The sequence below is a fragment of the Pontibacter akesuensis genome (assembly GCF_001611675.1).
GTDB lineage: Bacteria > Bacteroidota > Bacteroidia > Cytophagales > Hymenobacteraceae > Pontibacter > Pontibacter akesuensis.
This window is the reverse complement of sequence record NZ_CP014766.1, coordinates 1,540,093-1,565,594: the sequence shown is the minus strand read 5'-3', so window position 1 is coordinate 1,565,594 and position 25,502 is coordinate 1,540,093. Positions and strand designations below refer to the sequence as shown.

Sequence of the window (25,502 nt, the reverse complement as noted above, 5' to 3'; positions counted from 1 at the left end):
TTATCGTATGAAAAATAAAATAATAATCTTTTTTGCGCTGTTCTTTGGCCTCGTAGCTTGCGACCCTAGCGACTTCGATGACACGAACGTTGACCCAAGAAGGGTTACAGAAGCGCCAACCCGTACTTTGCTGACGTACTCGCTGCAGAACCTGCCATTCACGGTATGGAACACGCCGATACGCAACGTGGCAGGTTACTCCACCGTGCACCTCAACTTCTACTCCCAGTACCTGTCGGAGGGGCCTTATCCGGCTGCATCGCTGTACAACACCCGGAACCTGTCGTGGTCGGCATGGTACACAGGGCCGCTGTACAACCTGCAGACCATTATTAACCTGAACAACGAGGACAGCCCGATGGCTGACCTTGGAAACGGATCCAAGAACAACCAGTTGGCCGTAGCGCGTATTCTGAAGGCCTACTACTTCTGGTTCCTGACAGACAACTACGGAGACATCCCATACTTCGAGGCGCTGAAGGGCAACGAGGTGCTGCAGCCAAAGTATGACAAGCAGGAGGATATCTACAACGACCTGTTTAAGGAACTGACAGAGGCAGAGGCGATGATTAACGTGAATGAGGCCGGTGTAACAGGCGACATTCTTTTGGGAGGCGACATGGCTGCCTGGAAGCGTTTTGCCAACACAACCCGTCTGTTCATGGCGCTGCGTTTGATGGAAGTGAACCCATCTAAAGCACAGACCGAGATGACAGCGGCTATTAACGCTGGGGTGATTGAGAGCAACGCGCAGAACATTGTGCATCAGTTTATCGGAGGTGACCCGAACAATTGGAACCCATGGTATGAGAACTACTCCAACGACAACCGTAACGACTACGCCATCAGCAGCCGACTTGGCAACTATATGTTGGAGACAGAGGATCCTAGGGTATTTGTTTATGGCGAGGTACTTGACGGTGAAGTGAAAACGCTGCCTTACGGTAGCTCAGCGGCCAGAAACATACCTGGTATCTATAGCCGCGTAGGCGCTAACCTGCAGGATGCTGGCGCTACTGCCCCAATCTTTACCTATTCTCAGGTAGCGTTTGCCAAAGCAGAGGCTGTGAACAGGGGCTTCTCTATTCCAAGTGCCGCACCTGCAGCTGATCTGTACTACGACGGCATCAAAGCTTCCTGGCAGTTCTGGGGTGTGTATGACGAGGCCATGTATAACGAGTTCATCGCGCAGCCTGAGATCGCCTACACAGGTGCAAACGGTCTGGAGAAGATCATCACGCAGAAGTGGGTGCACCAGTACCAGAACGGTTTTGAAGCCTGGACAGACTGGAGAAGAACTGGCTACCCTGCACTTACGCCTGCTCCGGACGCTGTTGATGCAAGAGGTATTCCACGCAGAATGGGCTATCCGTCTAACGCGAGAGCCCTGAACGAGGCTAACTACGATGCGGTTCTGGAGCGCCAGGGCGCAGACGACAACTACACCAGAGTATGGTGGGATGTGGAATAACGGAAAGTTTAGGTAAAAATTAAATACATTCTTCATTGTGAAAAGGCCCCCGGTATCCGGGGGCCTTTTCTTTTGCTGATAAATGCATTAAAGCTCAAGAAGTATAGGAAGGAGATCCTTTTCTGGCTGCTTAAGAACGATTTATACTTTGTTACCGAAGCAAGTATGGGTAACTGCGGAAAATCAATTTTGTTAGTTATAGATCAGGAAAACAGCCGGTTGCTTGTGGATGTCAGGCAGCTTACCCTGCCACTGGTTGACGCTTTTGGTTTGAATAAGCTCATGCTCGGGAGAGGTGATGTTCGCCGCGATGCAAAGCTTTGTTTCAGGATGAAGGGTAGAAAGCAGGTCTTCGAGCAGTTTGTTGTTGCGGTAGGGCGTTTCCATAAAGATCTGTGTCTGGTTGCGCTGCTGCATCTCTTTCTCCAGTTGGCGCAGCGCCTGCAGCCGGTCGCGCTTCTCGATGGGCAGGTAGCCGTGGAAACAGAATTGCTGCCCGTTAAAGCCACTCGCCATCAGGCTAAGAAGTATAGCCGATGGTCCGGCAAAAGGTACCACCTTTATACTTTTCTGATGCGCATACTTCACCACCTCCGCACCAGGGTCTGCCACGCCCGGGCAACCTGCTTCCGAGATAATACCGGCGTTCAAACCCTTATCCAGCAGCGGCGAGAGCGAAGCCTGCACCTGAGCGGGTGTCGCATCCTTGTCCACCTGCACAAACGTCAGTTCTTCTATCACCAGCTCGGGGCAAATGCTTTTCACATAGCGTCGCGCTGTGCGCAGGTTCTCCACAATAAAATACGTCAGGTGCTGCACCGTGTCCTTCACCTGCGGCGAGATAACCTGGTTATGCGTGTCTTCTGCAAGTATGGTGGGGATAAGGTAAAGCGTGCCGGTCTGTTTCATGTTGTAAAGGTAAGCACAATGTCTGAATCAGGATTTTCAAGATTTCGAGGATACACAGGATAACCTTTTAAAGAATAAAAGGACTTGTAAGGATAACAGGATGCAAGTATCAGAGCAGATCCTATTATAAATCCCGTACATCCTTCTCATCCTGTAAATCCTGATTCAGATTAATCTGCATTGATAAAGGTTGTCACTAAGTCGTACACCTCGTCTGGTGCCTGTGCGTGCACCCAGTGGCCCGCGTTCGGGATAGTTTCAACTTCAACCAGGGTAAACAGCCGCTCAATACTGTCATAGATATCTTCCTGCTTGATATAGCTGGATCGGCCACCTTTAATAAATAAGGCGTTTTTCTTAAACGGTACCTCAGCGGTGATGGCGGCGGCAATGTTTTCGTAGTTCTTGTCGATACCGTCCAGATTCATGCGCCAGCCGAAGGTATTGTCTTCCTTGCGGTAAATGTTTTTCATCAGAAACAGGCGCACATCGGGCTCCGAGATAGTTTTAGCCAGTTGGTCATCAATATCGCTGCGGCTGGTGGTAGAGGTTAAGTCTACTGACTGCAACGCCTCAATGATATCGTCATGATGCGGCGGGTACGCTTTGGGCGCGATGTCCACCACAATCAATTTTGTGAGGCGGGTAGGATACGTCAGCGCGTACTTCATCGCCACTTTGCCACCCATCGAGTGACCCATGATCACCGGTGTCGGCAGTTTCAGCTCATCCACCAGTTCCAGCACGTCGGCGGCCATTAACTCATAGGTGTGCTCATCGGCATGCGGCGAGCGCCCGTGATTGCGCAAATCTATCAGGAACACATTGTATTGCTCTGCCAGTCTTTTTGCCAGGGTGGCCCAGTTATCCAATGTGCCAAACAAGCCGTGCAGAATCAGCAGCGGCTGGCCTTGGCCCATTTCTTTATAGTGTAACTTCATTTGTTCAGTTATTTATGATCAATTAACCCAATCAGATTAAAGCTTACGGAAGTATGGTTTAGATGGTGGGGATAGTATATGCTTCATGCTCTTAAAGCTTGCCAGGATAAGCAAAAGCAGGGTCGCAAGTACAGGCCATAGTTTAGCTGCTGATGGCTCATAAGGCGAGATAAATGCAAAAATATTAGCTTCTTCAGAATCCTGAACTATCACGTTTTCCAAATAAGAATTACCACAGATTAGCCTATAGTCCTGCCTATCCGGCTTGCTTGGAGCAGTATACAGCACCCAGATATTTTTATTGTAGACAATATAGTATGGAATGCTGTCTGTCTTGAAGAAGTTGAGCAGGTGCACAAAGGTACCATAGGAAGCAGAATCCTGAAGGGCGAAGTGAATTCCTTGCGTCGTATCTCTCTGATCGTAAAGGTTCTTGATAAGATGCTTGCCGTTTTCGATAGCTGCAGCATCTCGCTTTTCATCCCCTATAAGCTTCACTTCCTGATAATCCCGATTCGGAAAAGGGGAATGCTCCGCAAAGGCAGGATTCCACATTGAGATCTCTAAGACCGTTTTGTCCAGCCCTTTCACAACCTCCTGGCCACTAAAAGACAACAGCAGCGGCACCAGGATTAAACTGATTAACCCCGGTACATAGTAGAGTTTCCTATATCTGCCGCTGCTCATAGCTTACTGCTTTATACTACCTGTATCAGCTTCTCCTCGCCATTACGCTCCTTTAGCACGCCCAACGGTTCCAGGTGCAGATCATACTTGCGAAAAATCTCCAACACTTCTTCACGACCTGCCGGTTCGACGGCTATTAGTAGGCCACCGCTTGTTTGTGGGTCGCAGAGCAGGTGCTTCTGGTCTGGCGTGAGGTCGCCTAGCTTGTGGCCGTAGCTGTCGAAGTTGCGGTGAGTGCCTCCGGGGATGGCCTTCTGCGCCAGGTATTCCAGCGCCTCCGGCAGTACCGGCACTTTGTCGAAGTATACTTCGGCGGTGAGGTTGCTGCCCTCGCACATCTCAGAAAGGTGGCCCATCAAGCCAAAACCGGTTACGTCGGTCATAGCTTTTACCTGCGGCAGTTGCCCCAGTTCAGCGCCTATCTTGTTCAGTTGCATCATCTGTTGCGGCGCAATTTGCTCGTGCTCAGGTTTGAGGATAGCTTTTTTCTGCGAAGTGGTGAGGATGCCGACGCCCAGTGGTTTGGTTAAGTATAGCTCACAGCCGGCGGTGGCAGTGTCGTTCTGCTTCAGGTTTTTGATGTCCACCATGCCTGTTACGGCTAGCCCAAAGATCGGCTCCGGGCTATCAATGCTGTGGCCGCCTGCCAGCGGAATACCCGCTTCCTGGCAAATGCTGCGGCTGCCCTCAATTACGCGCCTGGCTACTTCCGGTGGAAGTTTATCAATAGGCCAGCCTAGCACGGCAATCGCCATCATCGGCGTACCGCCCATGGCATATACATCCGAAATGGCGTTGGCCGAGGCAATGCGTCCAAAATCGTAGGCATCATCTACAATGGGCATAAAGAAGTCGGTGGTGCTGATAACGGCGCGGCCCTGGCCGATGTCGTACACGGCAGCATCGTCGCGGGAGCTGTTGCCTACCAGCAAGTTTTTCTCCTGCGGATAGCTGATGTCAGAGTGCAGGATGGAGTCAAGCACTTTTGGCGATATTTTGCAGCCGCAGCCAGCGCCGTGGCTGTACTGTGTGAGCTTTATATTTTCGAGTGATGTAGGTTCCATTTACAGTAAGTTGTGTTTTTGAGCCAGCTGCTGCACTTGCGCAGCGTTTTCTTCAGGATTTATACTTTGTAAGTGCAGCGGAATCAGGTGTTGCCGCTTGTCGAGATCAAAGGTGTAGGCCTTGTCGTAATATACGAGCGCAATCTCCACCATCTTCTCCATGTCGCCTTCGGCGATGGCCGCCAGTGCCTCTTTGGTAGCCAAGCCACCCAAACGCTTCTGTATTTTCTGAATGGCCGCGGCAAGTTGGTCTTTATCAGTGTTGCAGTACTCCTGGGCCAGTTTCTGTATGCGCAGCTTCACCGGAATCTCCAGCACAATGGTAGGAGCGGCCTGCATCTGGTCGTGGAGCGGTTTGGGCATCATCACACGGCCAATGGTCTTGCTCTCGTCCTCCAGCCACAGCGGCTGTCCTTCTTCCGTCTTTAACAACTCCATGCCCAGCAGGTTCTCAAAATGCTCGGTGCTTGGCTGTGGCGGCATGTCTATACTTCCGAAGGCAGATCCTTTATGATGGGCCAGTCCTTCCAGGTCTATAACTTGCTGCCCCTGTTGTTGCAAATAGGGAAGCAGATCGGTTTTGCCTGTGCCCGTTAGGCCGCCAAGTATAAGGAGCCTGCGCGGCTTCTCGAATTGAGCGTGCATCAGGTGGCGGTAAGCTTTGTAGCCGCCCTCCAGCAGGTTTACCTTAAATCCCGAGAAATCCAGCAGCCAGGCCATTGCACCGCTGCGCATGCCGCCGCGCCAGCAATGCACGAGCATTTCCTTGTCCTTCGCCAGCTTCGTCGCCTCTTTCACAAAGCCCGACATACGCGGGCCAAAGGAGTCCAAGCCGAGCAGCACCGCCGGGTCGTGTCCCTGCTGTTTGTAGGCCGTTCCAATTTTAGCACGGTCTGTATCATCGAAAATAGGAAAAGAATGCGCTGCCGGAATATGCCCCACCTCGTACTCTTTGGGTGCGCGCACATCCAGCACCGGCAGTTGTGCTGCCTTCTGCAGGAATTCGGCTATTGTTAGTCTGTTTACCATTACTTAAGCTGACGCAGGTACAGCTGTATCGTGTTCTCCAGCCCAAAGTATAAGGCATCGCAGATCAGGGCATGGCCAATGCTTACTTCCTGCAGCCCCGGCAGCGTGTCGTGCAGGTATTTCAGGTTGTCGAGGTCCAGGTCGTGACCAGCGTTGAGGCCCAGTTTATACTCCTGAGCTTTTCTGGCTGCGGCTAAGTATGGCGCGATGGCCTGCTCCCGGTTCTGAAGGTATTCGCTGGCGTAAGCCTCGGTGTAAAGCTCAATACGGTCGGTAGCCACTGCGGCGGCACCCTCTACCATGCGTTCTACTGGGTCAACAAAAATAGAGGTGCGGATACCCAATTCTTTCAGCTCCCCAATCACATCCGTCAGAAAATCTTTGTACTTTACAGTGTCCCAGCCGGCGTTGGAAGTGATGGCATCGGGCGCATCAGGCACCAGTGTGGCCTGTGCCGGGCGCACTTCTTTTACAATGCGCAGGAAGTCGGGCGTGGGGTTACCCTCAATGTTAAACTCGGTGGTTACCACCTCCTTCAGATCGTAGACATCCTGATAACGGATGTGGCGCTCGTCGGGGCGCGGGTGCACTGTAATGCCCTCGGCTCCAAAGCGCTCGCAGTCTAGGGCGGTTTGTACCACGTTTGGTCTGTTGCCGCCGCGGGCGTTCCGAAGCGTGGCTATTTTGTTTATATTTACACTCAGTTTGGTCATGGGTACAACAAAAGCGTGGCGCAAAGGCCGTTTTATACGTTCGTTTTACAAATGACTAAGTTAAGCTAATTTTGTTTAAGATGATATCTGTGGCTTTGGCCGTAGAAGCGTATACAACCCTGGCTGCCGCATAAGCAGCAGCTTATCAAAGTATAAAAGCACTTATTTAAAAAAAAACTATGACGCTAAAAGAACGCATCGATGCGGATATTAAGCAGGCCATGCTAGCTAAGGACAAAGCACGCCTGCAGGCCCTAAGAAGTATAAAGTCGCAAATCCTGCTGGCCGAAACCGAAAAAGGCGGCATGGACGGCATCAGCCAGGACACCGAGATGAAGCTGCTCACCAAGGCTGCCAAGCAGCGCCGGGAGTCGGCAGAGCTGTATGCACAGCAAGGCCGCCAGGACCTGGCAGAGGTGGAGATGACAGAACTGGCTGTAATTGAGCAGTACCTGCCACAGCAGCTGGACGAAGGGGACCTGCGCGCGCGCCTGGTGGAGATCATCCAGCGCGTCGGTGCCACGGGCCCCTCAGACATTGGCAAAGTAATGGGCGTAGCCTCCAAGGAACTGGCCGGTCAGGCCGATGGACGTGCTATTTCTTTGACAGTAGGAGCATTGCTGAACAACACTGATTTTTAAAGTATAAGCTATCGTTCTGCAGCTGTATTTAGGCTGCGGAACGACAGTATTATCAAGAAATTAGCTAGAGTTTTAGTACATTCAGAAAAGTCTATTGTCTAGCTTCTAATATCTTGTGTCTAGTTTATGAGTACGTTTGATATTTTCCTGGCCATTCCCATTGCCTACGGGGCTTTTATGGGCTTCCGCAAAGGCCTGCTGCTGGAACTGGTGTCGCTGGTGGCCTTGGTGCTGGCCATACTTGGCGGCCTGAAACTGCTGGATTCCGCCTTGCCTATCATGTCTGATTTTATCGGGGATGCCCATGGCCTGCTGCCCTACGTCACCTTTTTAGTTGTTTTTGTTGGCATCATCCTGCTTATTCACCTGGGAGGCCTGCTGCTCAAAAAAGTAATTGATTTCACGCCTTTCGGCCTCTTCGATAATGTGCTGGGAAGTATACTTGGGGCACTGAAGTGGTGCGTGGCTATCAGCCTGCTGCTGTATGTTTCTGACATGGCAGGCATCAGCGTGTCGCCGGAAACGGCCGCTGCCTCAACGGTGTATCCGGTCGTGCTCAAAACAACCCCTTACGCCCTAGACATCCTAAGCTACGTGCTTCCATTCGTTAAAGCCCTCATCTTATCACTGCGCCAGCACTTCTAAAACTTAGAAAGTTAAAAGTTGAGGAGATAGAGAGTCAGGAAATAGTGGCGCTTTCGGGAAACCAACTGTCCATATTTGCCGCTGGCTCATTCATCCTTAACCTAGAGTTCTTAACTTTTTATCTTTCTGATTTTATGACTTTTCATGCTTCTCCTGCTCGATAACTTTGACTCGTTTACCTACAATCTGGTCGATTACTTTGGCCGGTTGGGAGTGGAGGTAGAGGTGGTGCGGAACGATGTGCCGCTGCAGGAGCTGCAAAAGCTGCCGATAGAGGCTATTGTGCTGTCGCCGGGGCCGGGAACACCGCAAGCTGCCGGAAGTATGATGGACGTGATCCGGCACTACCATGAGAAGGTGCCGATGCTGGGAATTTGCCTGGGGCATCAGGCGCTGGGAGAGTTTTTTGGGGCGAAGTTGGAGAAGGGGCTGCGGCCCATGCACGGGAAAATATCAAAGATTACCTGCACAGACGACGCCATCTTTGAGGGCCTGCCGCAACAAATGCCTGTTGTGCGGTATCACTCCCTGGTACTGCAGCACACGCCAGAGAGTATACTGCCGCTGGCTCACACGCAGGAGGGCGAACTGATGGCGTTCAGGCACAAATCGCTGCCGCTTTACGCGCTGCAGTTTCACCCGGAGGCCGCCCTGACCACTTACGGGTTGCACATGCTACGAAATTGGGTTAGTATTGCTAATATTGCACACAGGTTCGGCCACTAACGTTAAAAACACGTTTCTTTCAAAAAGTTTTTGCTTCAATGGAGTTACACATCAAACAAGAGGGAGAATTTCAATTTATAGATGAGGGAGAAGGCGAAGTGCTTTTGCTGCTGCACGGTTTGTTTGGTGCCCTTAGCAACTGGAACGGTGTAGTAGACCATTTCTCCAAAAATTACCGTGTGGTTATTCCGCTCATGCCTATCTACGAGATGGCGCTGCACAAGGCGGGTGTGCCCGGGCTGGTGAATTTTGTGGAGGATTTCGTGAAACTGAAGAAACTGGATAACCTGACGTTGTTGGGCAACTCGCTGGGAGGCCACGTAGGACTTGTTTATGCCTTAAACAACCCAAAGCAGGTAAAGCGCCTGGTGCTGACGGGCAGTTCCGGCCTATTTGAGGACTCGATGGGCGGCTCTTTTCCGAAGCGCGGCAACTACGAATACGTGGAGGAGCGCGTGGGCTACACGTTCTACGATCCAAAAACAGCGACCAAGGAACTGGTGGATGAGGTGTTCTCCATTACCAACAGTAATTCCAAGTGCCTGCGCATTATTGCTATCGCCAAATCAGCACAGCGACATAATATGGCCAAGGATATCACAAACATAAAGGTGCCGACGTTGTTGATATGGGGGCTGAACGACACAATTACCCCGCCGCTGGTTGCCTACGAGTTTAACAGGCTTATCCAAAGCTCCGATTTATACTTCATTGATAAGTGCGGGCATGCGCCCATGATGGAACATCCGGAGAAGTTTAACAGTATTCTAGATAAATTCTTGGCAAGAACATCCTTAACCACTACTACATGATTGCAGAAGAACTCATCAACCAAATGATTCCACCGCTGAAGCTCTACGACACCGTAGAAAAGGCTTTGCGTTGGATGGATGAGTTCCGCGTAAACGAGTTGCCGGTGGTGAGCAACCGCAAATACATGGGCCTGGCTACCGAGCTAACCCTGATAGAACTGCCTGACCGTGCCCGCCAATTAAAAGAGCTGGAGCTGGAGTACCAGGAGGTGCATGTGCAGGGGCAGCAGCACTTTTACGATGTGATGGAGGCTGCCATCAAAAACAAGATCCAGGTGGTGCCCGTGCTGGACGAGGACCAGGATTATGCCGGTATCATTACGATAAATGATACCCTGGCAGCGTTTGGGCAGATGTCGGCTTTGCAAGGGCAGGGAAGTATACTGGTGCTCTCTATGCCAGAGCGCGACTACTCGCTAAGCCAGATCAGCCGCCTGATTGAGGAGGAAAGCGTGAAGATTCTGAGCGCCTACGTCTCCCAGGACGACATGGACCCTTACAAGATCAAGCTCACCCTGAAGCTGAACACCACAGACCCATCCCGTATTATCGCCACGCTGGAGCGCTTCGACTACCGTATCACCGCCCAATTCAGTGATAACGCCGGCGACAACGATATGGGCCGCGATCGGCTGGACATGCTCTTTAAATACCTCGATATTTAGTAACTTGCGGTAATGCTGCGAGTTTGCCTCTTTCTTCTTTTTCTTTTTTCAGGAGCCGCTGTGCTGGCTGAGCCATGCGATGCGCCCGCGGTCATCATCTCCGGCATCAATTTATCCGGCAACGAAACCACCAGAAACCAGGTGATGCTACGGGAACTAACGTTTGCCCCCGGCGATACCGTAGCATCAGAAAGCCTGGAGGCGCTGCTGCAGGAAAATCAGAAACGGCTCTTCAACCTGCGGCTTTTTCACCATGTAAACTATTCTTACATTTGCCAGGAGGGGCGCGTGCAGGTGCAATATGAGGTGCAGGAGCGTTTTTACCTGTATCCCGTCCCCATCTTCGATTTTGCCGACCGAAACTTTAGCGCCTGGCTCGAGAAAAAAGATTTTGACCGCATCGACTACGGCATCAGCGTGGTGCAGCGCAACTTCAGGGGCCGCAACGAAGAGGTGCGCGTGCGCGTGCAGCGGGGCTTTAACCGGCGGCTGGAGCTTTCGTACCGCATCCCGTACATCTGGCGCAAGTATAACCTCGGTGCCGATTTCGCGGTGGCTGATTACCGCAGCCATACCATCAGTTACACCAATTTCAACAACAGGCAGTATTTCCTGGAGGAGGACGGGCTTCCTATCAAGCGCACGGGCGTATCTGCGGGGCTGGTACACCGGCTCAATGTGCAGCGGCAGCAGGGCCTGCGCCTATCGTACCACAACGAGCACATCTCTGATTCCGTGGCGCTGCTGAACCCGGAGTACTACGGGCAGGCGCGGCAGGAGCGGCAGTACTTACGCGCAGAGCTTTTCCGGGTGATAAATAAGCGCAACAATTTCGCCTATCCGCTGGCAGGGAGTTACTTTGAGGTGGGGGTGGCGCAAACGCTTTTCCTCGAGAACGCCGGAACCCCCTTCACCACCGCGCGGGTAAAGTATGTGCAGTACGTGCCCCTTTCAGATAAGTACTTTTACATGGCCGGCGCTGAAGGCCAACTGCGCCTCGCCGGCAGCTATGCGTTTGCCGATAACGTGGCGCTGGGCTACAGGTCTTACGTGCGGGGCTACGAACTATACGTGGTAGGGGGGCAGCACTACGGACTTTTTAAGCAGGGCCTTACCCACCAGTTGCTTGATATTAAAAGCATAAGGCTTAAATTTATAGATAACCCGAAGTTTAATAGCATACCTTTGTCGGTGTACCTGAATGGGTTTACCGATGCCGGTTACGTGGTAGACACTGCGTTTGAAAAGGGGAACCCGCTGACGAACCGCCTGTTGCTAGGTGGTGGTTTGGGACTGCACGTGGTTACTTTTTACGATATTGTACTGCGTGGGGAGTATGCCGTTAACCGGGAAGGAAACAGAGGCCTTTACTTTAGCGCCCGCTTTCCGTTCTAACCAAACGAATATGAAGATAGCTATACTTGGTAAACCTTTTGAAGACGATATAACGCCGTTTATTCAGGCCTTGTTTGAGGAACTGCAGCGGCGGGAGGCAGAGATCTGGCTTGTAGAGCATTTTGAACTCTTCCTGCGCAACACAATTGAATTACCTGATGGTGTGCAGACTTTCCGACGCGGGGAGAAGCTCGTTGGCGTGGACGTGGTGCTGAGTATTGGCGGGGATGGCACCTTGTTGGATACGGTGACCTACGTCGGGGCACAGCAAATACCAATATTAGGAATCAACACAGGAAGATTAGGTTTTCTGGCTACAATTCCTTATGATAGTATCAGTATTGCACTGGATGCCTTGTACAAGGGGCATTATGCTATAGATGAGCGCGCGCTGATACGGGTGGATTCTGACCAGGAGGTGTTTGGCGGAATCAACTTTGGGCTGAACGAATTCAGTATTCTCAAGCGTGACAGCTCGTCTATGATTGTGGTGCATACGTATATAGATGGTGAATATTTAAACTCCTACTGGGCGGATGGTCTGGTAGTGGCCACGCCCACAGGATCTACCGGTTACTCCCTTAGCTGCGGAGGGCCGCTGGTGTTGCCGCAGACCAACAATTTCGTTATTGCGCCCGTATGCCCGCATAACCTCAATGTGCGTCCTATGATCGTTTCCGACCGTAGTGTGATTTCATTTGAGGTAGAAGGACGCAGCAGTAGTTACCTGGCGGCACTGGATTCCAGGTCCACGGCAGTGGACATGAATGTGCAACTGGCCGTGCGGCGTGAGAATTTCACCGCCCGCCTGGTGAAGCTGCACCATGTCAACTTTTTAACTACCTTGCGCAGCAAGCTAAACTGGGGATTAGATAAAAGGAACAGCCAATTAAAGTAATATTAAATATTTTTAATATCATTTTAATATCTCAAGTTTATAACTATTTTTGTCTCTGATAATTTTGGGGTTTGGTAAATTTGCTGAATCACCGCCTTTTAGAAATACATTCGATATGAAGAAATTTTTTACGCTCGCTCTACTTCTTTTCATTACGTTCTCTTTTGTTGCGCCTGAGGCTGATGCGCAACGCTGGACGAAACGTAGGCAGTATGGGTCTGTTGGGGTAAACATTGGCGCCATGAATTACTTTGGCGACCTTGTGCCGGAGCCGGACTTTACCAGCTTCCGCTTTAAGGCCACGCGGCCAAGCGTAGGAATCACATATACTTACCGTTATACACCGCGTATCTCTGCTCGTGCAGGCTTCAATTGGGGTCGTATAACTGGCGATGATGCACTGGCTGCCTCCCCAAATGAAGGCGAAAACAGAGGGCGTTACGGAAGAAACTTGTCTTTTCGAAATGATATTAAAGAAATTACTGTGGTGGGTATCGTTGACCTGTTTGAGAACCGCAGTTCTTTCCAGCGTCGCCCGGATTTTGTGCCGTATGCCTTTTTGGGTGTTGGCGTAATTCACCACAATCCCAAGGCGTATTATGAGAGCGGTTCTGTAGGTAGTGGTGCCAATGATATTTCAACAGGGTGGTATGCTTTGCAACCTTTAGGTACCGAAGGGCAGTATGCTGAAGGCGGTGATTACCCGGAGCCGTACAAGCGTGTGCAGGTTGTAGTGCCTTTTGGCCTTGGCGTACGTTACAAGATTGATCGTTACTGGGACCTTTCACTTGAGGTGGGCTGGAGAAAAACTTTCACGGATTATCTGGATGACGTGAGCACAACCTATGCATCAAAAGCTAACATCCTTAACGGTGGTGGTGAAAACCCAACAGCAGCGGCTATACTTTCTGATAGAAGCGTGGAAGTTTTCCCTGGACAGGCGATGCCGGATCCGAGTGGTACACCTTACAACATTGTAAGAGGTTACGGACGTGAGGGCAATCAGCGAGGTGATACTTCTGATGACGACTGGTACATCACAACAGGTATTTCATTAAATTATATTCTTGCACCGCGTGTGAGAAGTCCGAAGTTTAGATAATAGAACGGACAACGCGGCGTTGTTCAACTAAACTTCTCTAGCTTACATGACATCCAAGATTTTTAAACAGGCGCTCCTTATTTGTTTCATCATGCAAATAGGGAGTGTTTTTTTTAGCTCTTCTGCTAACGCACAGGTCAATACACCGGTAACTACCTCTGAAATAGGTGTAGGCATTGGAGGTGCGAACTATAAAGGCGAATTCTCTCCGAATTACCGTTTTCTGAACAACCAGCCAGCCCTGACTGTGTTTTACCGCCGGGATATGACCAATGCCATCACTCTTCGTGGTGGGCTTATGGGTAGCCACCGTATTGCGGATGACAACACGTTTAGCGACGAAGCCTATGAAGAACTGCCGTACCACAACTACCGGGCAGCCGAGTTGCGCCTGAGTTTGCTGGAGCTCTCCGCCGTAATGGAGTATAACTTTCTTGACTATTATGACATGAAACAGCGGCCACGCCTGTCGCCATATGTGTTTGTGGGAATAGCAGGGTTGCTTTACAACAGCAAAGTGACGAGCAACCTGGTCAACAAAGAGTTTAAGACCACCCTTACTGTGGCTGTGCCGGTGGGCGTTGGTTTAAAGTACGCCCTTAGCAAGCACTGGAACCTAGGGCTTGAGTTTGGCGCACGCAAGTTGTTTACTGATAATGTAGATCAACTCTCCGAAGAAGAGCCTGCGCACCTGGCCAATCCGAACGACAAAGACTGGTATTTCTACAACGGTGTCAGCATTTCCTATACTTTCTACCGCATCAATTGCCCTCCTACCTATAAGAGCAAGCCAGGTTTGTTAGATTAAACAGCAATGATTCACGATTTTGTCTTGCTTTTTGTAACTTGCGGGGAAATTGTGTTTTAATGAATCTGAAGGAGAGAGTAGACTTAGGCAATTTACCAGCACACATTGCCGTTATCATGGACGGAAACGGACGTTGGGCAAAGCGAAAGGGCGGATTGCGTATTTTTGGCCATCAGAACGCCATCAAAGCTGTGCGCGATACAGTTGAGGCGGCTGCTGAGTTGGGTGTGCAGTACCTCACCATGTACGCTTTCTCTACCGAGAACTGGTCAAGGCCGGCTGAAGAGGTGTCGGCGCTGATGACGTTGCTAGTATCTACCATTCGCAAAGAGACGGCAACACTCAACAAGAACAACATACGTCTGCAAACTATCGGTGATACCGCAAGTTTACCGAAGGCCTGCCAGCGGGAACTGCTGGAGGCAATCGAGCTGACAAAGCACAACACCCGCATGACACTGGTGCTGGCACTGAGCTACAGCGGCCGCTGGGACCTGACACAGGCCATGCAGCACATGGCGAAGCAAGTGGAGGCTGGTGAACTTGCCGCGGATAGTATCAACGAGGATACTCTTGCCAAGTTTCTTTCTACGGCAGGCATCCCGGACCCCGAGCTGCTTATTCGCACAAGCGGCGAAATGCGCATCAGTAATTTCCTGCTTTGGCAGTTAGCTTATACCGAATTATACATAACAGAGTTGCTCTGGCCAGACTTCAGGAAAGAGCATTTATACGAAGCCATAATCTCCTTCCAAAACCGAGAGCGCAGGTTTGGTAAGACAAGTGAACAACTAAGCAAGTGATAAACACACTAATGACAAGATGCCTTTGGGTGCTTGTGTTTCTGCTTTTTGCAGGCACAGCCTCTTCTCAAGTAGTAAACAGACCTACCCAGTCATCCTCCCTGATCGATTACTCGCAGCCGAAGCAGTACCGGATTGGTGGTATTGCGATCAGTGGTTCCAAGTTTCTGGAGCCAATAGCGCTTACCTCGCTTACGGGCCTGAAGGAAGGGGACATGATAACCGTGCCTGGCGAGGATATCAGCCGGGCCATACAGAACCTGTGGGACCAAGGCATCCTGGGTGATGTGGACGTGTCGGCCCGAACCGAGGGAGACGTGATATTCCTGACGTTCAACCTCACTGAGAGCCCACGCTTGTCAAACTTCCGCTTTTCAGGTATAAACAAGTCACAGGCGGATGCTTTACGGGAAAAAGTGCCATTGCAAAAAGGCCGCCTGGTGACTGATGCCATACTTAGCAGCACCAGAAACGCGGTGCGGGAGTATTACATAGAGAAAAGCTTCCTGAATGCCAAGGTGAACATTACACAGCGTCCTGACTCAGTACTTCCGAACAGTGTTGTTCTGAACATCAACGTGGACAAGGGAGATAAAGTAAAGGTTGGCGAAATAGAGATAGTAGGAAACGAGGCTTTTACGGATAAAAAGCTGAAGCGCCAGCTCAAGAACACCAAGGAGAAGAAGTTCTACAAGATATTCACTTCATCTAAGTATAACCGCACCAAGTTCGAAGAAGACAAAGAAGCTTTAATTACCTTCTACAACACCCAAGGCTATCGTGATGCAACAATCGTATCTGATTCGGTCTACAAGATCAGCGAAGACCGGCTGGGCATTATCCTGACGGTGGATGAAGGTCAGCAGTATTACTACCGCAATATCACCTGGACAGGAAATTACCTATACGATGATGAGTACCTGGCACGCGTGCTGGGCATTGAGAAAGGCGATGTATACGATCAGGAGGAATTGGCCAAGCGCCTCACCTACAACCCTGCCGGCGTAGACGTTTCCGCTTTGTACCAGAACGATGGCTACCTTTTCTCTAATATTGAGCCGGTAGAGGTGCGTGTGGAGGGAGACTCCATCGACATTGAGATGCGTGTGTTTGAAGGAACGCAGGCGACAATTAACCAGATATTGATTTCTGGTAATGATAAAACAAGCGACCACGTGATTCTGCGTGAAATCCGTACGCTGCCTGGCCAGAAGTATAGCCGCGACGACTTAATCAGAACAAGAAACGAATTGGCAGCCTTGGGTTACTTCGACCCTGAGACAATTGGCCTGAACCCAATCCCTAATCCGGCGGATGGAACGGTAGACATTGCTTATAGCGTAGTGGAGCGCCCTAATGACCAGATCAGCCTTTCGGGTGGTTGGGGTGGCCCGATCGGTGCCGTAGGTACTGTGGGCTTAACGCTGAACAACTTCTCGACCCGGAAAATGTTAAACTTGTCGGAGTGGAAACCAATTCCTACCGGCGACGGACAGCGCCTGAACCTGAATATACAGGCAAACGGTAAATACTACCAGTCTTACTCCTTCTCGTTCACGGAGCCTTGGCTGGGAGGCCGTAAGGCAAACTCGCTTACTGTCAGCTTGTTCAAGACCATTTATAGAAGAGGGCAGCTCCAGCAGCAATCGCAGGATGGAGCGGAGAGCCTGCTGAATGTAAACGGTGGTGCCATTAGCCTGGGCCGCCGCCTGAACTGGCCGGACAACTACTTCTACATGAACCACTCGCTGTCCTACAGCCGCTACAGATTGGAGAATTACGCGCTGTTCTCTGGCTTCAGTAACGGTATATCAAACAGTATTTCTGTGGTGAACACCCTGGGACGATCAAGTATAGATAACCCAACCTTCCCGAGACGCGGTTCTTCTTTCACACTTAGTGTTAACCTGACACCGCCGTACTCGCTGCTTTCTGATCGTGGCGATGACTTTGAGTACATCGAATTCAACAAATTTATGTTCGATGCCTCTTACTTCATAAATGTGGCAGGGAATTTGGTTATCAATACAAGAGCGCACTTTGGTTTCCTGGGCACTTATAGCAAAGACAGTGAGATCGGACCATTTGAGAGATTTAAACTGGGTGGTGCAGGTCTTGGTGGCGGAAACGTGTTTGTTGGTACCGAGTACATCGGCCTAAGAGGTTATGATGACGAGTCGGTAATTAACACAAACAATGGAACCTTGCTGAATGCGGGTGGAATTGCTTACAACAAGTTTGTAGTGGAAGCCCGTCAGTTAATTTCGCCTAACCCGGCTGCTACCATCTATGGTCTGGCATTTTTAGAGGCTGGTAACAACTTTGGCAACTATAAAGACTATAACCCATTCAAGTTATACCGTTCGGTGGGTGTCGGTGCCAGAATCTTCATGTCGGCTTTTGGCTTGCTCGGGTTTGACTATGGCTGGAGATTGGATACGCTGCCTGGATCTACCGGAAGAAACGCCGATAGGGGCATGTTCCACTTCATCATCGGGCAGCAGATACGCTAAATTTGAATTAGTATGAGGAAGTTTTTGTTCATCTTTATAGCAGGCTTTTTAGTAGCTACTGTTTCGCAAGCTCAGAAGATTGGTTATATTGACTCAAACTTCATATTGAGCAAGATGCCAACCTTTAACAAGGTGCAGCAGGAGATGGACAAGTATGCCGGTGCCTGGCAAAGTGAGATAGAGCAACTACAGCAGCAGGCTGATAAGTTGAAACAAGATTACAAAGCTGAGGAGGTGTTGCTGACCGATGCCCTGAAGAAAAAGCGCCAGGCTGAGATCAGTCAAAAGGAAAACGAACTGCGGGATTATCAGCAGAAAGTTTTTGGCTACGAGGGCATGATGTTCAGACGTAGGCAGGAGCTGATGCGGCCGATACAGGACGAGGTGTTTGAGGCAGTTGAAAAGGTTTCGAAGGCCAGGGGCGTACAAATGATGTTCGATAAATCGGGCGATCTGGTTATGATTTACACAAATCCGGTGCATGATTATACCGAGTATGTGCTGGAAGAGCTAGGTTTGGCATCAGAACAGAAGAACACGCCGGGTAAACAACCCGCAGATGCCATTGTTGATGACCCGAACAGATTACCTGAAGTAGGGGAAGAGCAGGTAGAGCAGCAGCAAACACCGCCACCAGCCAAAACAACCAAAAAGAAGTCTAATAACTAACATCTAATACTTTTTTAATCAACCAACCAATGATGAACAAAATCAAATCACTAGTAGTAGCGTTTTTACTGATTAGTTTTGCGTCTTTCGCTCAGGATAACGACCAGCCGCTTAAGTTTGGTTATACGAACGTAGAGTACATCCTGCTGCAGATGCCCGAGAGCAAGCAAATCGAATCTGAGCTGAAAACGCACAGCACGCAGCTTGAGAACCAGCTGAAAGGCAAGTATGCCGATTACGAAGCAAAGCTGCAGGCCTATGAGAAGAGTGCCGCTACCATGGACAAAACCATCCGTGAGGATAAAGAGAAGGAGCTTATGACGCTGAACAACTCTATCCAGGAGTTCCAGCGTAACGCCCAGATGTCGCTGCAGCAAAAAGAGAAGTCTCTTGTTGACCCGATCATCACCAGAATTGATAAGGCGATCAAAGACGTAGCAAAAGAGAACGGCTATACTTACGTTATCAGCAACCAGGCGCTTCTAGCTGGCCCTGAAGGTGGCGATATCTCTCCACTTGTATTGAAGAAGCTTGGCGTAGACCCAGCACAGGTGCAGCAAACGCCTGCTCCGGCTGCCTCTACACCAGCTGCTGCTAAGCCTGCCGCAACTAAGCCTGCTGCTAAATCAACGAAGAAGAAGAACTAGCCTGCGCTAAATCATTAAAATCAGGGAAAGCCGATGTGTATACTTCGGCTTTCTTTTTTTGCACCTATAGTACTACCGTGATAGATTACACAGAAACAGATAACAGCGAAGACTCAGACGAACTGTACGAGCACCATCGGATTGTAGTAGATCGAAACCAGGCCTTGCTGCGGATAGACAAGTTCCTGATGGACCGCCTGCCGAACGTGACGCGCAACAAGTTGCAGGGAGCCATCAAGTCCGAATCGGTGCAGGTGAACCACAAGCCGGTAAAGGTTAGCTATAAGGTTAAGCCGCAGGATGTAATCACCATTGTGCTGGCAGAAGCCCCGCGTGATACCGATGTTGTGCCCGAGGACATTCCGCTGAACATTCCTTATGAGGACGAGGAGTTGCTAATAGTGAACAAGGAAGCTGGCATGGTGGTGCACCCGGCTTATAACAACTGGACCGGCACATTAGTTAACGCCCTAACCTTTTACTTTAAGAACCTGCCTACTCACCAGAACGGCGAGGGGAGGCCAGGATTGGTGCACCGCATTGATAAAGACACATCAGGGCTGCTCGTTATTGCCAAAACCGACTACAGTATGGCGCACCTGGCAAAGCAGTTCTTTAACCACTCAATTGAGCGCACCTACTTAGCTTTAGTATGGGGAGTGCCGAAAGAGCTGCAAGGTACCATTACCGGCCACGTAGGCAGGAGCCCGAAGGACCGTCGTGTGATGGCTGTATACCCTGACGGGGAGTACGGCAAGCACGCGGTAACGCATTACAAGGTGCTACGCAGCTTTAAGCATGTGTCTCTGGTGCAGTGCAACCTCGAAACCGGCCGAACACACCAGATAAGGGCGCACATGAAGTATCTGGGCCACCCACTCTTTTCTGATGCCATGTATGGCGGCGATAAGATAATGTCCGGGGCTCCAAACGGAACCTACAAAGCTTTTGTGGACAATGCCTTTAAGGTGATGCCAAGGCAGGCCTTACATGCCAGATCACTGGGATTTGTGCATCCGTCTACCAAGGAGTTTGTGCAATTTGAGTCAGAGCTGCCACAGGATTTTAGCGCCGTGCTGGAAAAGTGGTCGCTCTATGAGGAGCAGTTATACTTGTAAGTACTCCGATAAATAGCTTTACCTATTTTGCCATCCTGGAAGGATCCAGTGGGATTGCTGCAAAAGCTTCGTTCCTCCGGTGTAAGAGCACTCTTCTTCTTCCAAGCCTCTCACAGCATGGCATTTACAGGGTGCACGTAAGGTTAATACTGTCTCTACAAGTATAAGTATAAGTGGCGGGATGATTTGCTGAGAAGAGAGAACGTTGCCAAGAATTAAAGGGTATAGTTATTTTTAGATGTACGGCTACCGTTTTTATACTTCCTTATAAAAGATCATATGGACCAATTCTAAAATAGCTATAAAACAGAAGAGCCTGTCCGGTTAAGGACAGGCTCTTCTGTTTTATATAAAAAGAAAGAAATTATTACTTCTTCTTGGCTCTAGGAGTCTTGGCAATCTCGTTAAGAGCGGTAGTTGCCTGCTCATTGGCTGGATCAAGTGTTTTCACCTGTGTCCAATACTTGATAGCGTTGTCTCTTTCGCCCTTCAGGTAATAGTAGTAACCTAAATATGAGTTTGCCTCAATAAGGTCTCTCTTATACTTATCTGGCTCTGCTGATGCATGCTTGATAAACTCCTCGTAGTACGGCTTGGCAAGGCCTTTGTCTGTTTCAGGATCCTGGCTGGCATTAGCACGGGCTCTCCACAGGTAAGCATAAGCATAATCCGGGTTGGCATCAATTACCTTCTTATAGGTTTCATCAGCCTTCTTGAAGAACTCATTTGCCTTCGCCGTGTTTTTGGCTGTGGCATTCTCTTCACCGGCCATCATGTAAATGTTACCCATGTAGTAGTAATCCGCGTTGCTCGGCTCAATGGCGTCGCGCTTGCGCTCATATACCTGAATAGCTTTATCGTACTGGTTGTTGTTAGCATACAGGTTCGCCAGGTCAGCATACATTTCGATGTCAGCAGGGTTCATCTGCAGCGCCTTCTCCATATTTTCGATGGCTTTAACAGGCTGATTGTTCTGACCAAGGATACGGCCATAGTAGGCATAATCCTGTGCGATCAGTTTGCTTGGATCCGTATTTTTCATGTACTGGTTGATGGCCTCCAGCGCTTTCTCAGGCTGCTTCAACTCCAGGAATGAATAGGCTCTCAAACGGTTCATTGTCTTGTTAGACGGATCCTTCTGCAGTACCTGCTCAGCAACCTGAAGGGTTTTGTCGTAGTTCTTTGTCAAGAACAGGAACGACGCATATTTAGCCTGAGTCTCTGGCGTGTCTTCTGCCAGATCTACATACTTCTGGAAAGTAGAAAGTGCCTTGTCATACTGGCCTGCGAAGTAGTAAAGCTCGCCCAAATCGCGGTAAGCAGGAGCAAAGTTAGGGTCAATCTCGATTGCCTTAGTATAAGCAGCCTCTGCCTCAGGATAGTTGCGTGAGCTGGTAAACAGCTGGCCTCGCTTCAGGTAAGCAGATGCATACTTGTCGTCTAATTGAATAGCTCTGTCGTAGCTGCTCATGGCCTCACCACCTTTTTTCAGCTTCAGGTACGCATCACCCAAAAGCACGTTAGTTAAAGCACTCTTGTTGTCACGCTCCAGCGACTGCTTTAGGTAGTCAATGCCTTTATTGATCTGTGTCTCTGTAGCATTTGGAGCGTTTACGTATGCCTCACCAACCATGGCAAGTACATAAGGGTCTTTCTTGCCTCTGCCGCTCAGCGCTTCGTTAAACTGCTGCTCAGCTTTAGCCTGATCGCCTTGAATCAAGGCAATCTTTCCTAAACCTACGTGGTTAATGTATGATCTCTTGTTATTAGAAATACCCTGGTTGAAGTAATAAGCAGCAGAGTCAAGCTTCTCAGTGCGCAGGTAAATATCACCCAAAGCAAAGTATGCATTGTCTGCAGCGTTCTTATTTCCTAGCTGTGATTTGTAGATAGATTTTGCTTCTTCATAACGCTCCAGGTCTACTGCTTGTCTTCCTGCGTTACCTGTTTGTGCAAAAGCACCAGTAGCAGGGAAAGCAGCCGCCATCAAAGCAATGTACTTCCAGTTAGTTGTCATGTTTATTTAAGTTTAGTTGTTTCTGATTATCTCATTTTACTTGCACGGGTTACTGGTTTCCTAGTCCTATTACCCGTACTGGCATTGTGGCAGGTACCAATCCCGACTTCAGGATAAGGCGCTGGCCTTTGTCCCCTGCTACATAGGATGCAAATCCTGTGCCAAGCCCGGATCTGGCCTCTGTGCTCACTATATACAGGTAGCGGCGCAGCGGGTAAGACTTCTGTGCAATGTATCCCTGGTATGGCTGGAAATAGCTTCCTGTGGTTACCGGGTTAGGGTCTTCGCTTATTCCCAAAACTTTGATTCTGTTCAAAAAACCGATGGCTGTAGAATCATCAAAGTCTGATATCCAGTTAACACCGATTACGCCAAGTGCATTTTTATTTTCTGCCACATAGTCAATCAGCGCTTCATGCGAGTTTGATGCAAACGTGTTTTCAGGCAATTTGTTGCCCGTAATCAGTGAGTCGCGCACATAGCGGGCGGTGCCTGAGTTGTTGTTATCGAAAACAATGGTGATGTCACCAAGGTTAGAACTCTCATCTATCGCGCTCCAGGTCTTCGCCTCCCCGTTGAAAATGCGTTTTAGCTCCTCCATAGTCAGCAGGGAGTCGGGGTTCTGCCTGTTCGTGATGAGTGCTACCGCATCAATGGCTATTTTGGTGGTACGAGGGAAGCGCTTGTTCTTTTCAAACACGGCTATTTCCTCTGGAGTGAGTTCTCTGGAGAGAATAGCGATTTTGGTGCTGTCGTTCAGGAGGTCTTTTACCACTTCGCCTTCTGATTTGTAGGCTGCGTCAATATTGGCATTGGTGTAGATGCCCTCAAACGTATTCACCTCAGACTCGATGATTGGTCTGAATGATTCATCGACACTGATGTTGATGTTGCCTGAGGTAGGCGTGTCCGTAGGACCACCAGTGTTGCCACCGCAGCTAACTAAAGAAAGCATTACTGCCAGCGCGGCTAAGGGTAGTAGTTTACTCTTCATATCTTCTGTTATTGGTCTGGTCTCTTTTAAATGCCCTTACAAAGCGTACGATTCCGTAAAGAATCAGAATTCCTCCCAACATGTATCGCACTGTCACCGGAATTTCTAGCTGCAGGCTCTCTGCGGCAAAAATAATGAATATGCCCAAGCCTACATATAGTAACGTCATCACGATCGCGAATATGCGCGCGAACTTGGCATACATAGCAGAAATTGGTTTTTGTTCTTTTTTTGGTCTGAGCATATTGCTTGCCTTTTAACCTGTTCTACGTTTAACCCTTAAAAATAGCCCTAAACCCTATAAAAAGAAAGCAGAAGCAAACAAAGATACTTTGCTGCTCCTGCCTTCATCGCTAAATTAATAACTTACTGTAGGTTAAACCGAATAGGTAACGTGTAACGAACGGGTACTGCTCTTCCGCTTTGCTTTCCGGGTTTCCACTTTGGCATACTGCTGATGACGCGTTTTGCCTCTTCCTCTGTACCATAGCCCAAGCCTTTCAGCACCTGTATATCTGTTATCTCCCCGGTAGTGCCCACCACAAAAGTAACAACTACGGTACCCTCTACACCGGCACTTTGGGCTGCAGCAGGATAACGCATCTTTTTGCTCAGGAAGTTGAATAGCGCCTTTTCCCCTCCGTTGAACTCGGGCATTTGGTCGGCAGTTAAAAACGGCTCATTTGTTTCTTTCACCTCGCCTGTTCCGCCCTCTATTCCAATAGGTGGGGCCTCTGTTAGCTCTATGGAAGGTACTGTCGGCGCTACACCTTCTATTTTCTCCGTCCCGATGTTCGCCTCCTTCAGCGCCGCCTGGTCCGGCAGTTCTTCTGGCGTATCTGTTTCGTCGCTCACCACTTTTGTGGTAACATACTTTTCTGTCGCCACTTTCTCTTTCGGAGCAGGGGGGACTACAGCTGCCTCTGCCGGTTTTGGTTCTACCGGCGGTGGTGGAAGCACAATATCGATAGGCGTTATTACAACAGCGGTTGGCTGTTTATACTTCACGGGTTCCTCAAAAAAAATGTTTTGCACCAACGGTATGACCAGTGCGCCGGAGAAGAGTGCTGTGGCAAGTAGGGCAGCCAACATAATGTGGTTGTTGTATGCCTTGCGTAGTAAGTAGGCGCCGTACGCCTGGTTCCGACCTTTGAACACAATGTTGTTGAAGGTCATGCTTAAAAAATAGCTCTTTTCCATGGGCTTGTGGTTTGTTGGTTAAAACATCATTTAAAATTCATCTCGCGTGTATGGCTTTTAAGGGTGGTGCTTATTGATTTGCTTCTCTTAATATACGAATTTCTCAATACATAGTATGCATGCGCACTAATTATTTTGGGGCATGCAAAAAAAAGAAGCCCAACCTTTTAGGGTTGGGCTTCTGCTGCAGCTTTTGGCTGCGGGTATTATTTGATTGTGAATCGCACAGGAAGTGTGTAACGCACAGGAACTGCTCTACCGTTCTGCTTTCCTGGAGTCCACTTTGGCATTGTTTTCACAACGCGCATCGCTTCTTCGTCAGTACCGGCACCAAGGTTTTTGATAACTTGAATCTCGGAGATCTCGCCTGTTTTGCTTACCACAAACGATAACACTACAAGGCCTTCAACACCGGCACGCTGTGCGGCAGCTGGGTAGCGAATGTTTTTGCCCAGGTACTTCAGCATTTCAGTTTCGCCACCAGGGAAGGTAGGCATCTGCTCTACGTAAGTATAAGGTTTTTCTTCAACTACTTCTGCTACCACTTCGCTTGTGCCGTCGATGTCGCCGAGGTCAAGGGGAGCGTTTTTGTCGCCTTCTACGGTTTTTACACCGGCGTCAATTTCCTCCAGTACCTCAACATCCGGAATCTCTTCCTCTTGTACCACGTCTTTGTCACGCTTTACAACCGGCGGTGTGTACTTTACAGTAGCACGCACAGGTGGCGGCGGTGGCGGAAGGTCTGGTGGTGGTGGCGGCGGCGGCGGCGGCGTGGCCTCATCCAATGGTGGTGGTGGAGCCAGGTCTACTTCTGTTACAATTCGCTCCACTTCTACTACCTCCTCATCGCCTCCTATCATCTCTGCAATTAGCGGTATGCTAAGGAAAAGCGCAAAGAGAAGTATGGCTACGATAGCGGCAACAGTAATGTGCTTATTGTAGAGCTTGCGAAGTAGAAAGGCACCGTATGCTCTGTTTCGTCCTTCGAAGACGATATCATCAAGCGATGCGTTTGCTAACTTACTTGCGTCCATA

At 49.7% G+C, this 25,502-nt stretch carries 26 protein-coding genes; 15 read left to right on the top strand and 11 right to left on the bottom strand.

The window, feature by feature from the left end:
- Nucleotides 1–7: 7 nt before the first annotated feature.
- The gene (locus tag A0W33_RS06560; RefSeq protein WP_068837414.1) at nt 8–1,471 is read left to right on the top strand and encodes a SusD/RagB family nutrient-binding outer membrane lipoprotein; all 1,464 of its coding nucleotides are present in this window, start codon (nt 8–10) and stop codon (nt 1,469–1,471) included.
- A 192-nt stretch (nt 1,472–1,663) separates the two neighbouring features.
- Here the strand turns inward: A0W33_RS06560 and A0W33_RS06555 are convergent, their stop codons facing one another.
- The 6 genes from A0W33_RS06555 to A0W33_RS06530 form a co-directional block, all read right to left on the bottom strand.
- The gene (locus A0W33_RS06555) at nt 1,664–2,380 is read right to left on the bottom strand and encodes an SAM-dependent methyltransferase (RefSeq protein WP_068837413.1); all 717 of its coding nucleotides are present in this window, start codon (nt 2,378–2,380) and stop codon (nt 1,664–1,666) included.
- A 170-nt stretch (nt 2,381–2,550) separates the two neighbouring features.
- The gene (locus A0W33_RS06550; protein ID WP_068837412.1) at nt 2,551–3,321 is read right to left on the bottom strand and encodes an alpha/beta fold hydrolase; all 771 of its coding nucleotides are present in this window, start codon (nt 3,319–3,321) and stop codon (nt 2,551–2,553) included.
- Between the two features lie 36 nt (nt 3,322–3,357).
- A complete protein-coding gene (locus A0W33_RS06545) occupies nt 3,358–4,008 on the bottom strand; it encodes a hypothetical protein (RefSeq protein WP_068837411.1) in 651 nt (216 codons plus the stop codon).
- Between the two features lie 11 nt (nt 4,009–4,019).
- A complete protein-coding gene (gene selD, locus A0W33_RS06540) occupies nt 4,020–5,072 on the bottom strand; it encodes a selenide, water dikinase SelD (protein ID WP_068837410.1) in 1,053 nt (350 codons plus the stop codon).
- On the bottom strand, nt 5,073–6,101 hold the full coding sequence (gene mnmH, locus A0W33_RS06535; protein WP_068837409.1) for a tRNA 2-selenouridine(34) synthase MnmH: 1,029 nt from the start codon (nt 6,099–6,101) through the stop codon (nt 5,073–5,075). It lies immediately after the preceding gene.
- The gene (locus A0W33_RS06530) at nt 6,101–6,814 is read right to left on the bottom strand and encodes a pyridoxine 5'-phosphate synthase (protein ID WP_068837408.1); all 714 of its coding nucleotides are present in this window, start codon (nt 6,812–6,814) and stop codon (nt 6,101–6,103) included. The genes mnmH and A0W33_RS06530 overlap by 1 nt, the downstream gene beginning before the upstream one ends.
- A gap of 179 nt (nt 6,815–6,993) precedes the next feature.
- Here A0W33_RS06530 and A0W33_RS06525 point away from each other — a divergent pair, with 179 nt between their 5' ends.
- From A0W33_RS06525 to A0W33_RS06460, 14 genes are all read left to right on the top strand, one after another.
- A complete protein-coding gene (locus A0W33_RS06525) occupies nt 6,994–7,455 on the top strand; it encodes a GatB/YqeY domain-containing protein (RefSeq protein WP_068837407.1) in 462 nt (153 codons plus the stop codon).
- A gap of 126 nt (nt 7,456–7,581) precedes the next feature.
- The gene (locus A0W33_RS06520) at nt 7,582–8,100 is read left to right on the top strand and encodes a CvpA family protein (protein WP_068837406.1); all 519 of its coding nucleotides are present in this window, start codon (nt 7,582–7,584) and stop codon (nt 8,098–8,100) included.
- Nucleotides 8,101–8,244: 144 nt separating this feature from the next.
- Complete coding sequence (locus A0W33_RS06515) at nt 8,245–8,826, top strand: anthranilate synthase component II (RefSeq protein WP_068837405.1); 582 nt, start codon at nt 8,245–8,247, stop codon at nt 8,824–8,826.
- Nucleotides 8,827–8,864: 38 nt separating this feature from the next.
- Nucleotides 8,865–9,638: an alpha/beta fold hydrolase gene (locus A0W33_RS06510; protein ID WP_068837404.1), complete on the top strand. Its 774-nt coding sequence runs from the start codon at nt 8,865–8,867 to the stop codon at nt 9,636–9,638.
- Nucleotides 9,635–10,303 carry a CBS domain-containing protein gene (locus A0W33_RS06505; RefSeq protein ID WP_068837403.1) on the top strand — a complete coding sequence of 223 codons (669 nt, stop codon included), beginning with the start codon at nt 9,635–9,637 and terminating at the stop codon, nt 10,301–10,303. Before A0W33_RS06510 ends, A0W33_RS06505 begins: the two co-directional genes overlap by 4 nt.
- A gap of 12 nt (nt 10,304–10,315) precedes the next feature.
- Nucleotides 10,316–11,698, top strand: a complete 1,383-nt coding sequence (locus A0W33_RS06500; RefSeq protein ID WP_068837402.1) for a BamA/TamA family outer membrane protein — start codon at nt 10,316–10,318, stop codon at nt 11,696–11,698.
- 10 nt (nt 11,699–11,708) lie between these two features.
- Nucleotides 11,709–12,596: an NAD kinase gene (locus tag A0W33_RS06495; protein WP_068837401.1), complete on the top strand. Its 888-nt coding sequence runs from the start codon at nt 11,709–11,711 to the stop codon at nt 12,594–12,596.
- A gap of 115 nt (nt 12,597–12,711) precedes the next feature.
- A complete protein-coding gene (locus A0W33_RS06490; RefSeq protein ID WP_068837400.1) occupies nt 12,712–13,698 on the top strand; it encodes a DUF6089 family protein in 987 nt (328 codons plus the stop codon).
- A gap of 91 nt (nt 13,699–13,789) precedes the next feature.
- Nucleotides 13,790–14,506 (top strand): type IX secretion system protein PorG, encoded by a 717-nt coding sequence (porG, locus tag A0W33_RS06485; protein ID WP_244888621.1) that lies wholly within the window; start codon nt 13,790–13,792, stop codon nt 14,504–14,506.
- A gap of 59 nt (nt 14,507–14,565) precedes the next feature.
- Nucleotides 14,566–15,309, top strand: coding sequence for an isoprenyl transferase (locus tag A0W33_RS06480; protein ID WP_068837398.1), 744 nt, complete (start codon nt 14,566–14,568; stop codon nt 15,307–15,309).
- A gap of 11 nt (nt 15,310–15,320) precedes the next feature.
- On the top strand, nt 15,321–17,822 hold the full coding sequence (gene bamA / locus A0W33_RS06475) for an outer membrane protein assembly factor BamA (RefSeq protein WP_068837397.1): 2,502 nt from the start codon (nt 15,321–15,323) through the stop codon (nt 17,820–17,822).
- A 12-nt stretch (nt 17,823–17,834) separates the two neighbouring features.
- Nucleotides 17,835–18,491: an OmpH family outer membrane protein gene (locus A0W33_RS06470; protein WP_068837396.1), complete on the top strand. Its 657-nt coding sequence runs from the start codon at nt 17,835–17,837 to the stop codon at nt 18,489–18,491.
- 29 nt (nt 18,492–18,520) lie between these two features.
- Nucleotides 18,521–19,138: an OmpH family outer membrane protein gene (locus A0W33_RS06465; RefSeq protein WP_068837395.1), complete on the top strand. Its 618-nt coding sequence runs from the start codon at nt 18,521–18,523 to the stop codon at nt 19,136–19,138.
- A 77-nt stretch (nt 19,139–19,215) separates the two neighbouring features.
- Nucleotides 19,216–20,256, top strand: a complete 1,041-nt coding sequence (locus A0W33_RS06460; protein ID WP_068837394.1) for an RluA family pseudouridine synthase — start codon at nt 19,216–19,218, stop codon at nt 20,254–20,256.
- A gap of 367 nt (nt 20,257–20,623) precedes the next feature.
- Here A0W33_RS06460 and A0W33_RS06455 read toward each other — a convergent pair whose 3' ends face one another.
- From A0W33_RS06455 to A0W33_RS06435, 5 genes are all read right to left on the bottom strand, one after another.
- Nucleotides 20,624–22,273 (bottom strand): tetratricopeptide repeat protein, encoded by a 1,650-nt coding sequence (locus A0W33_RS06455; RefSeq protein ID WP_068837393.1) that lies wholly within the window; start codon nt 22,271–22,273, stop codon nt 20,624–20,626.
- A gap of 49 nt (nt 22,274–22,322) precedes the next feature.
- Complete coding sequence (locus tag A0W33_RS06450) at nt 22,323–23,267, bottom strand: PstS family phosphate ABC transporter substrate-binding protein (RefSeq protein ID WP_068837392.1); 945 nt, start codon at nt 23,265–23,267, stop codon at nt 22,323–22,325.
- Nucleotides 23,257–23,511, bottom strand: coding sequence for a DUF308 domain-containing protein (locus tag A0W33_RS06445; protein ID WP_068837391.1), 255 nt, complete (start codon nt 23,509–23,511; stop codon nt 23,257–23,259). Before A0W33_RS06445 ends, A0W33_RS06450 begins: the two co-directional genes overlap by 11 nt.
- A 122-nt stretch (nt 23,512–23,633) precedes the next feature.
- Nucleotides 23,634–24,467 (bottom strand): TonB family protein, encoded by an 834-nt coding sequence (locus A0W33_RS06440; protein WP_068837390.1) that lies wholly within the window; start codon nt 24,465–24,467, stop codon nt 23,634–23,636.
- Between the two features lie 206 nt (nt 24,468–24,673).
- Entirely contained in the window at nt 24,674–25,501 is an 828-nt protein-coding gene (locus tag A0W33_RS06435) for an energy transducer TonB (RefSeq protein ID WP_068837389.1), read from the bottom strand.
- Nucleotide 25,502: the final 1 nt, after the last annotated feature.